Origin of the sequence: Niabella hirudinis (assembly GCF_051201075.1) — a bacterium.
Classification (GTDB): Bacteria; Bacteroidota; Bacteroidia; order Chitinophagales; family Chitinophagaceae; genus Niabella; species Niabella hirudinis.
The window spans coordinates 357,848-373,760 of sequence record NZ_JBPEHJ010000003.1 but is presented as its reverse complement, the minus strand read 5'-3'; the positions used below and the strand labels follow the sequence as shown (position 1 = coordinate 373,760).

Below are 15,913 nucleotides of genomic sequence, written 5' to 3'. Positions count from 1 at the left end.
TAAGGGAGCAATTATTTTAGATTGCTCTCTACTTTTTTATTTCTGCTCCTGCGTCCGCTACCTGATTTTGGCTTTGTAAATAATCCTTGTCATATTTTTCCTGCTTTTTAAACAAGGTGTACATCAGTTCCAAAAGCTTCCTTTGCACGGCTACAGCTGCTTTCATTTTGATACCGTGCTTAGCGACCAATCTTGCAAATACGCCCTTGAATCGCTCATCATGCCTGATAGCTGCCAGTGCCGGCATGTGCATCGCTTTTCGCAAATATTTATTCCCTCTCTTTGATATTTTGGGCTTACCTTTTACCGAAGTACCTGACTGTTTTTCTTTCACATCCAGTCCCGCATAGCTGGCCAGTTGTCTTTTATTATTGATTAAATCAAACCCATTGGTCTCGGCTAAAACCGTTGCTGCGGTTAATAATCCCACACCTGGGATTGAGGCTAATAGCTCCACGGCTGCTGCTATTTTTTCGTTTGATTTGACTAATTCGTTGACCTCTGAAACAACCTCTACAACCTGTTGGTCTAAAAGCACTATATGCTTCTTCAGTCTGGCGATAGTACTTTTATGCGGAAACATTTCTGCCTGCTCAGCGTGAAGCTGGTTTTTAGCCACGGTACGGGCCTGCACTATCTGGTCTCGTTCCCTGACCAATTGACGCATTTGCTTATATACCGGATCTGGTGGAGCCCAACTGTCTAAGTCTCTCTCTAACCCAAACAAGGTAATTCCTTCGGAAGCTGTTTTATCTGTAATTGTTTTTACATCCAGTGTCCTGAGATAATTGCTGATCTTATTAGGCAACACAATACTCAGTGACGGGGCATTCAAATAAAGACAATAGGCTAATTTTTCATGATACACACCGGTGGCTTCCATTACGTAATGCACATCAATACTATCAGCGGTCAATTTCTTTACCCATTTCAACAACAACTCAAAGCCTTTTGTATTGTTTTTAACCGCTTTATAAGCATACACTTCCCGGCTTAAATCATCGTACATCCGCCCAAGGGCCACTACCAACTCATCCTGCGCTACATCAATACCACAGACTTGTCTTACAATTTGTTTCATACCAATACTTTTAAAATAAAAAACAATAAAGTGAAAAATCTCCCTTCATTTTGTCTCCTGGATGGATATTCTGGTTTTGTCGCAATAAATGGACACTCCTTACATTCTGTTCAAACTCGAAGAGATAAAAAAGAGTGAGGTTATATCTTAATGAGAACATACTTTGACAGTTGTTTAGGCACTAATTAACTCTCACCCTTTTTCACTTTATCTAAGTCTCTAATCTATTGGTATTTTTTATCAAAATCTCAAAGAACTTTAAAAAAACAAACATAGGAGGCATTAAAAAACATTAAGAAAAAAACCGCACAACCAGCAACTTAATGAACCTTCACTTCTTAATAGTTTAAAAAATCCTGCATTTTAACTCGCGCGCTTATGCTGCAGCAGCATATCCATGGCATGTTCCAGGGTGCCTGCAGGGATCAGTTCACCGGCATTAACAAAGAAAATTTCATCGGCATTTTCGATGGTATTCAACCGGTGCGCGATGATGATCTTCGTGGTGGTTGCCGGCAACCTGTCCAGGATCCCGTCCAAAAGTTTTTCTGTTACTGTGTCAATATTGGCTGTAGCCTCATCCAGGATCACGATCTGCGGTTTACGCAATACCGCCCGTATAAAAGCGATCAGCTGTTTTTGTCCAAGGCTTACTGAATCTGCCGAAGCCCTGAGCGGGGTATCCAGCCCGGTGTCAAAACGGGAAAGCAGGTCGTTTAAGCCTGCATCGCTGATCACCTGCAGCAGCTGTTCATTATTAAGCCGGTGCAGCGCAGTATTTCCATACAGGATATTCTCCCGCAGTGTTCCCGTAAATAAAAAAGGTTCCTGCAAAATAAAGCCGATTGCCTGGGTGCGTTCTTCAGCCGTGTAAGTGCGGATATCAATTCCTTTTAAAAGCACGGTTCCTTCTGAAGGGTCGTACAGACGTGCAATTAATGCCGCCGTTGTACTCTTGCCCCCACCGGTAGGCCCTACCAACGCGTAGGTTTTGCCAGGCTGCATTTCAAAACTGACAGCATGCAGCACATTCTTACCCCCAGGGTAGTGAAACGATACCTGCCGAAACGCCATAATGGCCCCGGGTACCGGCGCGCCCTTTTCCGTTTTGCTCAGCACCGGCAGATTCGATTGCCTGGAAAGGATTACTGAGATCCGGTCCCAGGCGGCCAGGGCTGTCTGGAAACTGGCCCACAAAGCAGCCAGCTCGCGCAGCGGCCGGTAAAAGAACTGCACATAACTCATAAAACTAATCAGCAGCCCAATCGTAAACTGCCCGTTCAGGATCAGGTAGATCCCAAAGCCCAGTACGATCAATTGCGCCAGGTTGGAGAAAAATCCAAATACCGGCGTAAACAGGTTGTTGGCAATACCCGCTGCGATGGCGGTCTTATAATTTTCTTCGTTGGATTTTGCAAAACGATCCCTGAAATAGTCGCGCCGGTTAAATGCAACAATCGTCTTAAAATTATGCAGGCCCTCCTGTATATTGGCACTCAGGCCGCCATTGGCTTTAAGACTGATCGCATTTTTTTTCCTCACCCAGGGAGAAACCAGCAATACAAACAACAGGATAAAAACAGCCGGCGCCAGGGAAGCAGCCCCCAACTGCCAGTGGATGGATAGTACAAATACCGCCACGCCAATCATGGAAAAAATACTGTCCATAAACCGCATCAGCGACTGCGAGAAGAACTGGTTCACCGTATCGGTATCATTATTGATCCTTGAGATGAGGTCGCCCGAGCGATTACTGTTAAAGAACGCCACGGGCAGCTGCTGCAATTTATTAAACACCTCGTTTCGCAGCAGGTACAGCATGCGCTGCCCTACCCCACCCATTAGCTTGGCCTGCAGGTACTCTGTACCGGCCCATACAATATAAATGCCCAGTAACAGGGCACTGTATTGCATCAACGGGCCATATTGCTTTTTAAGAATGAAATGATCCACAATATAACCTACCAGGTAAGGCGTCAGCATGGTGATGCCGGCATTGAGCATCATTACAAAAAAAGCAACCAGGAGGTTTTTTTTCTCGCCCTTCATAAACCGGAACATCTTGCGCAATGCGGTGCCTGCAGAAGTTTTCTGTTTCGCGCCCAGGTTATAATCCGTTTGATAATTCCCGTTTTCTCCCTGCATTTTATTTAGCTTCTGTGGTTTGATAATTATTCAGACTTTGCTGGCTTTGCAAAATCTGGTTGTATTCCGGGTTGGAGCGCAGCAGCTGCTCATGCGTACCGCTGGCAACCAGTTCCCCTTCCATCAGCAAAATGATCTGCTCATAATCCTTTACCGGATCCAGGTTCTGCGTAATGGACACGATGGTGATGCCGGGATAATTTTCCGCCACATTTTTCCAGATCCGCTGTTCGGTATTCCGGTCTACCCGAGCCGTAAACTCATCCAGCAGCAAAATCTTCGGGTTGCCTGCCAGTGCCCTTGCCAGCATGATCCGCTGCTTTTGTCCGCCCGACAAACTCAGCCCCCGTTCAGATACTTCGGTATCCAATCCCCGGGGAAGGGTTGCCACAAAATCGGCAAGTTCTGCAGTGCGTACCGCCTTTTGCAGTGCAGCCTCCGGAACATCGGCGTTGAAGGCGATATTTTCACGGAGGCTCATATTAAAAATAATAGCATCCTGGAACACCAGCCCGATCTGCCGCAACAACACTTCCTGGTTATAGGTTTGTATGGGCACACCATCATAACAGATCGTACCCTGCCCGGGACTGATCAACGTGGTTAATGCGTAAAATAATTGGGTTTTGCCCGCTGCAGTGGGGCCGATAATGGCAGTTCGGGATCCCGCTTTTATACTAAAGGAAACATGATCCAACGCTTTTTTTTCACCAAACATTACTGTAAGATCTTTGACTTCAATAGCCCCATCAAGCTGTTTCTCAAAGCGGCCGCCGGCTTCTGTATCCGGTGCATTCAGTACTTCATAAATGCGGCCATAGGAAGCCGATGCCCGCGCTATCAGGTTGCTCATAAACCCGATCAGCAAAATGGGAAAAATTAAAATGGAGATATAGCTGTTAAACGCGGCAAATGCGCCCATAGTCATGGATCCGGAAATAGTATAATGCCCGCCCACCGCTACAACAGCCAATACCGCCAGGTTGGCGGTAAATACGATAATGGGAATCAATGTTGCAAAAAGCTTCAGGATTGAAAATCCCAGGCTCTTAGCCTCATTGTTGGCCTCCATAAACTTATCATACTCCTGGAACTGTGCGTTGAGCACCCGGATGAGTGCAGCTCCCAGTATAGATTCACTAATAGTTTTATTGAGCTTGTCAATCACTTCCTGCGACCGCTTAAACAGCGTTTTTACTTTTTTGAACACAAACACAAAGGCCAGCGCAATAATGGGAATCACGCACAGCACGATCAGTCCCAGCCGCCCGTTGATACTCAGCAACAGGATGGCCGTGCCCACAATCAGTACCACCGATGAAATAATATTGACAATGGCCTGCGAAACAAAGGTCTTCACCGCGTTGACATCCGAAGTAATATTGGTCAGCAATTTATCAGGGTTCGTATCCTGTATAAAAGCATGTGTTTGCCGGGAGATCTTATCCGCCAGTTGCTTTCTCAGATCCCGGGCCACTTTTTCCGAAGCATAGGTTTGCACCCAGCTCTGGAAATAGGTAAGCAACAGGATCAGCACCGATACACCCAGGAAGTAAAACACCAGCCGTTGCATTTGGAACTGCTGCTGACCAACATTATCAATGGCTGATTGCACCAGTTTAGGAATCACCAGGCTCAGTCCATTGCTGAATAAAGCGAGCATCAGCAATATACTGATAAGCCCCCTGTAGGGCCGGAGCATAGTAAACATATTGGGCTTTGCCGCTTTTGGGGCCTTGGTAGTTTGCGCTGTCATATATTTTTACAGGAGCGATTCAACGGGTTTGACACTGTTTTTATTGATAACGAATGACCCGCTGTTTTACTTTAAATTTTAATCCCGCAGGACTGCGAAATTAGAGATAAAGCAACAGAAACAGGACACATCGCTGCTGAGAAACGGTTTAAAACCTAACCGCAAGGTGCGCAAAGAATCCGCGAAGCCCGCGATAGGAACTTAATAGAATGTCCTGGCATTCGTTGCGAAAACCTTCGCGTCTCTGCATGAGACCATCAGTTGCGGATCTCCCTTCTCATAAAGCGCTGGTACGCCAGGGCAAAACACAAAAGGGTAGCCGCCAGTAAACCACAGAGCTGCGGCCATACAATCAGGAGACTTTCCCGGAGCGAAAGTGGCGTGGGAATGGCGCCCGACATTTGCTCCATGGACAAAGACCCCAGGCTCCTTACCGAGGGCATCAGCAGGGTGGTAGTCCCATCGGCATACAACTGACTGGGCACCAGCCTCAGAAAGGTCATGATGGTGTTGTTGTAGCCGGTTACTTCATCCGGCGAAAGCAGGGCCGGATCGGGCAGGAATGCCTTCACCGCCAGGCTCATGATCATCTGGTAAAAAACGGTGAAAAATAACCAGATGCCAATGGCCGTTAATGCGGAAGTGGCCGCCTGTTTGAAGACCACCGAAAGCAGGATGGAGAGGTTTAGCCAGAATCCAACGTAAACAATGGTGAGCACGATAAAACACAGGATGCGCAAAAGCTCCTGGGGCTCCATCCGTACACCGGTAATGATGAGGCCGCCCCCGATCATCAGTAAGCCCAGCGATAAAAAAAGTGCGCTGATTACGACGAGCGCCCCCGTAAACTTGGCCAGCAGCAGGTTATCGCGGTACACCGGCTGCGCCAGCAAGCGAATGAGTGTTCCATTATTTTGCTCGGCATTGACGGCATCAAACCCCAGCCCAATACCCAGCAGGGGGCCCAGAAAACCTATAAAAATGTGAAAAGGGGGCAAACTGTTGTCGGTGGTTGTCAGTAATTTCAGGTATAAGAAAAGACGATCAGGGTCTTCTGTATTTCCAACAGCTTTAGAAATATTAGATAACGAAACATACATCGACCCTAAAAAAGTAAATAGTACCAGGGCCAGCAATATAATAAACCGCCAGCTCCGGATATGATCCGCCACTTCTTTGCGCACCATTACCGAAAATGGCCGGTTGACCAATTGTTTCTTCCTGCTACTTACGCTTTTTGAAAAAAGATCGTTGAAATAAACCGCTGGACTTTTCACTGGAACTATTTTCGTTTAAATTGGTTTCAAAATAACGTTCATAAATTTCATCTAACCCATAAGAACGCTGCTGCACACCGGTAATATCCATCCCTTTTTGAACAAGAAGGCGCACCAGGTCGGGGGTAGATCCCGTGCTGCCGGATATTTGCAGCAACTGCCCATTTACCGTAACCTTCTTTATGGCATCTATGGCCAGCAGGTCTGTTTCCAATGTTGGCGGAACTTCGTTCTTTACGGCTATTTCCACTACAAAAGGGTCACTGGCAAACAGATTACTTGCCAGGGTATCAATATTTCCTTCTGCCAATAGCTTGCCGCCTACAAAGATCCCCACACTGTCGCAAACCTGTTGTACCTGGTGCAGGTGGTGGGAGGATAGCAATACCGTAAGCCCCTGTTGCCGGCTCAGTTGTTTGATGAGCGCCAGAAAATCTTTTACCCCGCTGGGGTCGATCCCCAATGTGGGCTCATCAAGGATAATCACTTCCGGTTGTTTGATGAGCACATCCGCCAGGCCCAGCCGCTGCTTCATCCCGCGGGAGAATGTGGCCGTGCGTTTATGCATGGCGCCCGAAAGGCCCACTTCATCCAGCATATCCCGCGCCCGTTCTTTCACCTCGCTTTCCGGGATACCATTCAGCCGCCCGATATATACCAGGTTTTCCAGGGCCGTCATATTGTTGTAAAACCCAATATTATCGGGCATATAGCCTATTTTCCGTTTTACCGGTATGGGGTTCCTGGTGGCATCAAAACCACAAACCGTGGCCAGGCCCGAGCTCGGTTCCGTTAGTCCCAGCATCATCAGGATCGTAGTGGATTTACCGGCCCCATTGGGTCCCAGCAACCCGAAGATCTCTCCTTTGTAAACGGTCAGATCCAGGTTATCTACAGCCCTGAGCGATCGGTAACACTTTGTTAACCCCTTCAGTTCAATGATCGGAGTCTTCATGATTACCTTCTTCCATATTTACGGATCAGATAATAGATGATGCCAACTGCCAGCAGGATTACCAGCAATCCCACCCAGCCCGATAACAGGGAGGTTTTTACCGTCATGCGGAATGCCGCGCTGGCATTTGCATTGGGGTTTTTAACACTGAAGTTGGTTACATAATCGCCCGCGATGGTTTTGCCCGGCACTTTCAATGTAGCGGTTACGTCAACGGTTTTTCCCGGATCCAGCCGGTTGATCTTTGATGGTTCAAAAGAAGCATCCCACTGCGCAGGCGCCTGCCCCGAAAGCTCCAGGTTATCCAGCGCAATGGTACCGGTATTGCGCACCACCAGGTGCAGAGCGGTACTGCTACCCTCGGTTACCTCATCGCTGAGCCTTCCTGTAGGCGTGCTCAGCTCCACTGCATAGGATCCCTTTACAACAGCTTCAATGGTTAAAGCAGCAGTATCCGTACCGGAAATCGCCTTCAACGGAATGCTGTACTTGCCAGGATGTGCCACAGGCGAGGGATTCACTTCGATGGAAATTTCCTGCGTTTTGTTAGAGTCCAGACGAAAGGATGCCACCTGGCTTCCCTCCACTTTAAAGGCCACGCTCCAGCCAATGGGGGCATCCGATCTCAGCTCAAAAATTTTGGGCTGCCGCGCGGCATTATGCAGGGAAGTATTGTACCGGAAGGTTTCATTAACTGCAGCTTCCAGGTTCATCAGCCTTGCTGTAAATGTAGAGCCAGGGCCGCCGGGCTGGGAATAAGAAAAACCGGGATAAAAAACAATCGCTGCTAAAAACAGCAAATAGCGGAATACCTTTCTCTTTCCGCTTTCAAACGAAATTAGACGTTGTTGTACTAACATGACATTAATAAATAATAAAATCTTCAACAAATAATAGCCCCAGGTGCAGGAATGCCTGCTTGAGTGCAAACGTTGATTGTTCTTGAGTATAAGGTGGGCTAAAATTATAAAAAGATTATACTCCTCCAAAAAAATTGGATGAGCGGTAAGTTAGCGCCGACAACTGGTCTTACCACAGCCGGTAATTGCACCCGACATTTAAGACTTAGGGTTTGTCCGGCCTCTTTCCAGCTGGCTCAATGCCAGGCCCGCCAATACCATTATTACTCCCAAAACGGTATAGATACTTACCGGGTCATGCACCCAAAGCGCGGCGATGATGATACCGAATACCGGGCAAATAAACAACCACATCCCGGCCTTTACCGCATCCTGTTTCAACAGGTTGAGCCAAAGCGCCACCGCACCAATTGAAACCGGTATAGCCAGCCAGAGCGTACCTCCCCAAAAAGCCCAGGTATAATGATTGGCAGTTGTTTTATAGCTAAACAGGGCTATGGGCAGCATCAGCAGACCTCCAAAAAAAGTTTGCCAGCCATTGATCACAAACAGATGCATTGTTCCCCAACTCCTTGAGGAAAAATACATCGTCCCGATTGAATAGGACAACATGCTGGCCAGCAGCAACACCAGGCCCGGCAGCGTAACTGCTGCCCCGCCCAGCAGGGGCCAGGCCACCACGAAGATGCCCAGGAGACAGATACAAATAGCCAGAAGAATGCGGGGTGATAGTGGTTTTTTTAAAAAGAATACAGATATAAAACTGATAAACACCGGGCTTACCGCTACCGTTAATGCTCCGATGCTGGCGGTTACCTGCTGCATGGCAATTACATACAAACCCAGATAAATGGTGATGTTGAGCACACCATAAATCGCCAGGGGCCTCCATTCCCTTTTTTGAGGCAACGGTTTGCGCAGCACCAAATGCGCTATCACCAGCATAATAAACGCAGCCACACCAAAACGCGTTACGGCAATTACAAGCGGCTGCGAAACGGTTAACGCTACCTTTGTTGCTGTTGACGCAGACGACCATAATACAGCAAACACCAGCCCCGCCAGTATCCACTTTAACCCGGTATTTTTTTTTTGCATATCCACCAAAGAATCCGGCAAAAATACGAGGTTGCCGGAATAATGAAAGCATTGGAGTTTTGCAGATCTTTCTCCAAAACTGATCGCAGTAAACAAAAGGGCCGTCACTAAACAAGTAGCAACGGCCCTTTTCAATTATCTTAAAAACACTATTTTGTATTCTTCAGAGACAACCGGATTTTTTTTACAAAATCAAGACAAACCCCGGCAGCATTTATGACCTGCTCATCCGTAAAACCAAATTTGCTGATCAGGTTCTCAACCACTTCTGCCTTTCCTTTAGCCTTACCTTCTGCTATTCCTTTTTCTTCTGCAGTTTTTAATACGGCATACTCGGTCCATCTGTCCAAAATATCTTTTTGATATAACATATATTCCTCCGCTTTTAAGTTAGCTATCTTTGCAATTTCAAACAGTTTCTGAAAAACTTCGTTACACAAAGTTACCGGAATTTTCTGCAATTTCCCCATATTTCGTAGTACATAGACCCAGCGCTCAAGGTCCGTTTTTAGTTCTTTCTCCTCAAGGTTGAAGTTTGGCAACTCTAAAAAAATGAACCATAGCTTATTATAATATACTTTATGGGTTGCTTCTTCCGTCAGTCTTACCCGGTGCAGGTATTGCCCAGATGAAAAATCACTAAAATTAAAGTCTGCCAATCCAATAAAATATACTTCTGTTAATTCAAAACCCCAATACTTATCACCCTTTGGTCCCTGCTCATGTAACCTGCTCGCTGCATAAAAGATCGCACGATCGATAAAATACTTCTGGCTGGCTCTTTGTACTTCAATGATAAAGGTCTCTCCATGAACTCCTGTGCAGGTAACATCAAAAATAGTTTTGCGGTAATGTCTTGCAGGGCCACCGTTTTCCGTCTGATTGTAGACCAGGTCACGTATTACCTTACGGCCTTTGAATAACTCATTCAAAAAGGCAATCAACAGATCCTTCTGGGGCGCTGAACCAAATATTCTTTTAAACCCGAAATCAGTTAGCGGATCGATGTACTTTCCCATGGGAAGCAACTCCGTGTTTTTCATAATAGCCATACTTAAAGATACGAATTTTTAAGCCCAAAACTCCCTTTTCTTAAGATCGAGGGCCATTCAATTTTCCACAGCGTTGTATAAAATATGCCCGGGGTTAGCATTTATCAATGAATGTATTTCAATTACGAAGATTCGGAATTGTTGCAGCTTTTATCCGGCATTTATGTATGGTTCACACGATCTAAAGGAATCTGCTTTTGTACCGCAGGTGTCATCAGAACAATTCAGCAATAAACCCTACATTTGCCGGCAAAAATTGAAGCATGGCAAACGAACTGGCTGAAAGAAGTAAAAATGGCTGCGAACTTTGTAAAAGCACAGAAGGAATACGCGCCTATGAAGTAGCGCCTAAAGCACAGAACAGTGCGGACCAAACGATCTTCATCTGCAACAAGTGCGAAGTGCAGATCGAAAAAAGGGAGGAGCTGGATGCCACACACTGGCAATGCCTGTCCGAATCCATGTGGAGCGAGGTACCTGCTGTACAGGTAACGGCCTGGCGGATGCTGAACCGGCTGCGAAACGAAAGTTGGGCGGCCGATAACCTGGACATGCTTTATTTAGATGATGCTACATTGGCCTGGGCAAAAGCCACCGGTGATCATGAAGATGATGGCACGGTTGACCTGCATAAGGACAGTAACGGAAACACCCTGCAGAACGGGGATACCGTAGTGCTTACCAAAAGCCTTGATGTAAAAGGCTCCACCCTGAATGCTAAAATGGGTACCGTTGTAAAAAATATCAGGCTGGTAGAAGGAAACACCGAACAGATCGAAGGCCGGATCGAAGGGCAAACCATCGTCATTCTTACAAAGTACCTGCGCAAACAGGGCGCTTAGAAATTTAAAATATTCAATGTAAAATATCGAATGCAGCAATATAGATCCGGTTGCTGACCGGAGTTACTACTTCGGTATTTTACATTTAATATTCCATATTTTACATTCCCCGGCTGCCCCGGGGTTAATGAACGCTCCCCGAAATAATCACATCATCCATACTAAATGTTCCTCCCGCAGACTCACTGTTGAAACCATAAAAACGAAGGGTTACCGGTTCTTTTAGCGCTATAAATGCGGTACCCGGTATTACCACGCACCCCGAATTGTCCGTTACAGAAGCATCGCTTACCTGCAAGATGTTATCAGGCAAGATCTGTATATTTTTATTTCCCGGCTCCGAAACAACGGGAAGGTTTTGTTTAAAAAGATCCCTGTTGGAGCGCACTACTACCTGCCGTACCCCCGTTCCGGAGCGTCTTAAGGTGAAGCTGATTCTGAAAAAATTCAGTAGCGTTCCCGGTGAAGGTTCAATCGTTAGTTCATAGTAACGATCCGCATCAACGGCTCCATTCAGCACATCGGATCCATTAGCGGCGCCGGCGGGCCAGCCGCTGAACGAAAAACGTCCGCCTGCGGTAGCGTGATCCCCTACGCCAACCGCCTTAAAAGGTGTAATAACCAGGTTGGGGATCGCCGGCAACGGCGTGGGATCTATAACCCCGGTTTTATCGGAAACACCCGAAAAGCTGAACAGGGCCGCAAACGGTACCGCAGGTGTAAAGCCGGTAACATCGCCCGTGTTTCTTATACAAAATCGTTTTATCCCATTGCTATCCCTTCCAAAACCGGTCCAGGATTGCATTCCCGATGGAAGGATACCGGATGCAAAAACAGCATCTTCCTGTATATACAATTCCATGACGCCGCTGCCATCCCCGAGTATATGAGCGCCTGAAAAAAACCCGGGTGCCGTACTGGCCTGATGAATTGTTACCAATGTTGATTCTATATTGCCGGAATCGCCCGCCGGCAATTCCAGTGCTGCCTTCAGCTCCTGTATGGTTCGCACAGCTGGTATAATCATTCGCGCTGATGCGATAGGTGCGGGTGGCTCAAAGTCTTTATGCATTTTTAACAGCAACAGGCCATCGTGGCTTACCAGCGAATCCGCATTACTGAGATTTAAAACAACCGAATCTCCCGTGCGGTAAGTAACAACGCTTCCAAGATCAACCATTACCCCGCTGTTGCCGCTTTGCAAAACCACCCATCCGGCAGTAATATTTCCCGAGCCGGCATCCGAAATTACGGTGCCCCCCAATGCATACCGGTCCAGGGCTACAGGGCTTCCGGCATACTGCTGCCTAAGCGTCCCAATGGTCATTGGCCGGGCCGGACCTTGCCCGCACCGGGGCTTCTGAAACTGTACATCCCCGGTATCCCGTATAAACAGCTGCTGCGTCTTATTAAAAATGCTGTAGATACCTGTGATGGTCCCGCTTCCGCCAGGTATTTTTAAGGCTGCAAAACTGGCATAACTGCTGTTCCGTAAAACGATGGATTGCTGCCCGCAATCGTGGAGGGTAAAGTTAACAGCGCTTACTTCCTTTGCAGGGTCTGCATAGGTTTTGGAGGTATCCCGGGCTGCAAACTCAAACCCCTCCAGCTGTACCAGCATACTTTGCAACGGATCCTTTATATTGGTTGTAAGGTCGGCAGGCGTAATTATACTGGGCACTATGGCGTTTCCGAAAGAGCCTTTTACTATAAACTGGTCAAACTGCGCAACAGGTATCCGGCCAAGGTTCAGGTATGCTCCATCACGTACAGAATCCAGTCCCAGCTGGATTGTACCGCCATAGTCGCCCAGCATCATTCCTTTTAGCCTTACAAAAACTCTGCGGCCCAGGGGATAGGATGTATATATATTATTCCCATCCATCAGCACCGGAATAGCGGCGGTTTCGTCCTGTATGACAATCTGTTTATAAAAATTACCCGATTGGTCGTTGGCCGTCACCACCCCTGTAATCGTTATATCATCATAGATTTTTTGAAAGATGCCATATCCCTGGTAGCGGTCCTTCAATACAGCAATGGTCATGTTTACCGGCACCTCCGGATCTGCGTTTAAAGGAGGCACGTCAAGGGCCGGGTTGCAGGAGATGATCAGTGCCGCTGTGCAGATCAGCAACACGCCGGAAACAGAAAGGTATGTTTTCATAAAATTATTTTTATTATTTGTACAATAAAGGTTAGCTCCCCGGTCTATTTAAACCGGAGCATAATGCTTGCATAATAGTTGAGCCCTAATGCATAATAGTATTTGGGCGGAAACCGGCTTGCGTCCTTATCTTCCATATCGAAACGCAGCTGCTCAAACCCGCCGGAGCGGATCGCGGTATTATTCAAAACATTATTAACCCCAATACTGAATACCAGGTACACCGGTTGTTTATGAACGGTGTAGCGCCGGGGCAGCCGCTTTGACCAGCCGCCAAAAAAATCTAATGTGAACGATGCAGGAAGCTTTTCCTGTTTGATCATTTGATCGATCAGTTCCCCGATGCCGTCCAATGCAGGATCTGCATCACCAATAGCAGCAAAGGTTCTGCGAATGGGGTTGATACTGAGCCAGGCATTATCGAAATAATTTGCAGTAAGGCTGATAAACCAGTACTGCGGCGACCGGAAAAAAAAGCCAGCGCTACAGGCATTTTGCGGAGTAGCGGGCACCCGGAAATTTTTCAGGTAAACCACCTGCTCCGCCAGCACTTCTGCGTTATTATCTGCTGTAACCACCGCATAGGGACGGCTATTATAATAATAGCGGCCAACCGATGCCGCCCCATTAAAACTTAATGCCGTATTCAGTTTGATTTCGGCGCCTATTTCTCCGCCAAAATGAACGGTATGGATACCACTCAATGCATAGTTCACAAAATTCCGGTATTGATCATGATAAAAGCTCATCACATCATAGGCATCTTTTATTTGGGTATAATATCCCGTTAATCCAATTTTGAACCGGGGGCTATTCAGCTTGTATCCCGTCTCCGCAGACCAGGTGGTTTCACTTTTAAGCGGGCCCTCCTGCAGTGTATTGCGGGTCCTCGGCGAAATGAAAACATTGTCAAAAAAGGGCGGGGTCCGGAAAAAACCTCCGTTCACAAAAAAATAATTCCGTCCATTTAATTTGTAGGTGCCGCCCGTCTTAAAGCCAGGGTTCATAAACTGCTGATGTGTGGATGGGCCATAAGAATTGCCGGGAAAAAGCCCGTTGCGGTTAAGCCCCTGCCGGTAAAATTGCGTTTGAACAGCGTTAGCTCCAAAAAACAGGTCAACCCGGTTCAAACTGGCCCTCAGTTGCCCCCAGGCCGTGGCGCGGCCCGCAATCATCCGGTAGTGATACCCATAGGGTTCCCCTTCTTTTTTAAGCTGATCCGGATGATCCAGATCGTATTGCGCCGGGCCGGGGTCATTGGGAAAATCTCGTTCCGCATACTGGTTTACATTCACCCAAAAATCGCCGCCCAGCAGGTCCTCTACCTCCTGGTAATACACGTTATCCTGGTACTGGTAGCTGATGCCCGCGGCAAGCGCCAGCCCTCCCCGGAGTTTTGTAGCATACATGGAATTGATGAGGTACCGGCGCAGGTCACTAACCCGGTTGGATAAAATATAAAGCGATCGTTTTCCGCCAACGTCATTTCCCGGCAAACCCGAAACATTGCGCATGGTGACCCAATTTGCCCGGTTTACTTCGTACAAACGATTCCAGTTCACCTGCAGTAAATCCGGGTTTCCGGATAATAATGCGCGCAATGATGCGGCTGTAGCAGGCTGTGTTACGGCATAGTAACCGGGCAGGTAACGGTAGTAGTCCGGGCGCGGATCGGGAGCATTATACCAGTCAAATCCCGAAAGTTTCCGTTTCCCAAATATATAGGCCAGGGTGGTCGTCCAGCTCGTTTGCGCATGGGGCCTGCGTTCATGCACCGCCATAAAAACGGGCTGAAATGTGGTGGTTGCCGCGGCGGTCCGCTTCTTTCCATTTTGATAGCCCCATGCAGGATTATAAAAAACAGTACCCGCCAGATCCATGGCCTCCTGTACACTTGCCGTTTGTCTTCCGTTTTCCGTAGGCGCACCAAAGGCAATGAGGGAAAAAACATTTCGTGTATTGATTCGCTTATCAATGGCGGCATAATAGCTCAGGCTTCGGTAATAAGTACCCGGCACATACCCTTCCGCGCTGTAACGGGTGCTAAGCATGTAACTATGGGCCCAGCCTTTTTTATTAAAGCCGGACCCATGCGTCAGTAAAAAACGATGCCGGTAACTCCGGTTTGATGCGGCGTATCCCACCTGTGTTTGCACCCACTGCGCACCGGCACGCAAATCAATATTGGTATTGAGGCCGGGTTTGCCAAACGCAAAATCAGCGGCCTCCAGCCCATAGGCATTTTGCCGGGCACGCATTATATTAGTAAGCCCGGACCATTGGCCAAATGGAGTACTGCCATTATCCAAACTTATAAAACCGGCCCCGTTCAGGTAAACAGCATCGCCATTGTTGTAGCCGCGCAGGCGGAAACGCAATGGTGAAAAACTAAAAGCAGCAGCAGCAAGAAAAGGATTTCTTCCTGCCGACAATACAGATGAAACCGGGGCACTGTTTCCTTCATACAGATCTGATTCATCCAGGAGGATCACAGGCAACTGCGCTTCGGCATCGGCTTTGAGATCATTTACAAGGGAATCAGTTCCCGGAAGAGTGTCGCGGCCGGGCACAGAAGAAAGTGATTGTGCATTTGCCGACAAATACATAAACGCAAGCGTTAAGGTAACGGTGCTTTTCATTTGTTATAATTTTTAATAGGTTGTTGTAAATATACTAAATA

Annotated in this window: 11 protein-coding genes; 1 reads left to right on the top strand and 10 read right to left on the bottom strand. The window is 47.4% G+C overall.

Annotated features, from left to right (window positions below; all coding sequences use genetic code 11):
• Nucleotides 1-28 precede the first annotated feature (28 nt).
• From GGU45_RS08060 to GGU45_RS08025, 8 genes are all read right to left on the bottom strand, one after another.
• Nucleotides 29-1,081, bottom strand: a complete 1,053-nt coding sequence (locus tag GGU45_RS08060; protein WP_435223633.1) for an IS110 family RNA-guided transposase — start codon at nt 1,079-1,081, stop codon at nt 29-31.
• A 363-nt stretch (nt 1,082-1,444) separates the two neighbouring features.
• Nucleotides 1,445-3,226, bottom strand: a complete 1,782-nt coding sequence (locus GGU45_RS08055) for an ABC transporter ATP-binding protein (protein WP_435223632.1) — start codon at nt 3,224-3,226, stop codon at nt 1,445-1,447.
• 1 nt (nt 3,227) lies between these two features.
• Nucleotides 3,228-4,982: an ABC transporter ATP-binding protein gene (locus GGU45_RS08050; protein ID WP_435223630.1), complete on the bottom strand. Its 1,755-nt coding sequence runs from the start codon at nt 4,980-4,982 to the stop codon at nt 3,228-3,230.
• Between the two features lie 257 nt (nt 4,983-5,239).
• Nucleotides 5,240-6,259 (bottom strand): ABC transporter permease, encoded by a 1,020-nt coding sequence (locus tag GGU45_RS08045; protein WP_435223628.1) that lies wholly within the window; start codon nt 6,257-6,259, stop codon nt 5,240-5,242.
• Nucleotides 6,207-7,214, bottom strand: a complete 1,008-nt coding sequence (locus tag GGU45_RS08040) for an ABC transporter ATP-binding protein (protein ID WP_435223626.1) — start codon at nt 7,212-7,214, stop codon at nt 6,207-6,209. Before GGU45_RS08040 ends, GGU45_RS08045 begins: the two co-directional genes overlap by 53 nt.
• 2 nt (nt 7,215-7,216) lie before the next feature.
• Nucleotides 7,217-8,074 (bottom strand): COG1470 family protein, encoded by an 858-nt coding sequence (locus GGU45_RS08035; protein ID WP_435223625.1) that lies wholly within the window; start codon nt 8,072-8,074, stop codon nt 7,217-7,219.
• A gap of 198 nt (nt 8,075-8,272) precedes the next feature.
• The gene (locus GGU45_RS08030; protein ID WP_435223624.1) at nt 8,273-9,172 is read right to left on the bottom strand and encodes a DMT family transporter; all 900 of its coding nucleotides are present in this window, start codon (nt 9,170-9,172) and stop codon (nt 8,273-8,275) included.
• Between the two features lie 149 nt (nt 9,173-9,321).
• Nucleotides 9,322-10,191 (bottom strand): Rpn family recombination-promoting nuclease/putative transposase, encoded by an 870-nt coding sequence (locus GGU45_RS08025; protein ID WP_435223954.1) that lies wholly within the window; start codon nt 10,189-10,191, stop codon nt 9,322-9,324.
• A 296-nt stretch (nt 10,192-10,487) separates the two neighbouring features.
• Here GGU45_RS08025 and GGU45_RS08020 point away from each other — a divergent pair, with 296 nt between their 5' ends.
• The gene (locus GGU45_RS08020; RefSeq protein WP_435223623.1) at nt 10,488-11,066 is read left to right on the top strand and encodes a PhnA domain-containing protein; all 579 of its coding nucleotides are present in this window, start codon (nt 10,488-10,490) and stop codon (nt 11,064-11,066) included.
• Nucleotides 11,067-11,190: 124 nt separating this feature from the next.
• Here the strand turns inward: GGU45_RS08020 and GGU45_RS08015 are convergent, their stop codons facing one another.
• Both GGU45_RS08015 and GGU45_RS08010 read right to left on the bottom strand, forming a co-directional pair.
• A complete protein-coding gene (locus GGU45_RS08015) occupies nt 11,191-13,233 on the bottom strand; it encodes a DUF5689 domain-containing protein (RefSeq protein ID WP_435223621.1) in 2,043 nt (680 codons plus the stop codon).
• Nucleotides 13,234-13,277: 44 nt separating this feature from the next.
• The gene (locus GGU45_RS08010; RefSeq protein ID WP_435223620.1) at nt 13,278-15,872 is read right to left on the bottom strand and encodes a TonB-dependent receptor; all 2,595 of its coding nucleotides are present in this window, start codon (nt 15,870-15,872) and stop codon (nt 13,278-13,280) included.
• Nucleotides 15,873-15,913 lie beyond the last annotated feature (41 nt).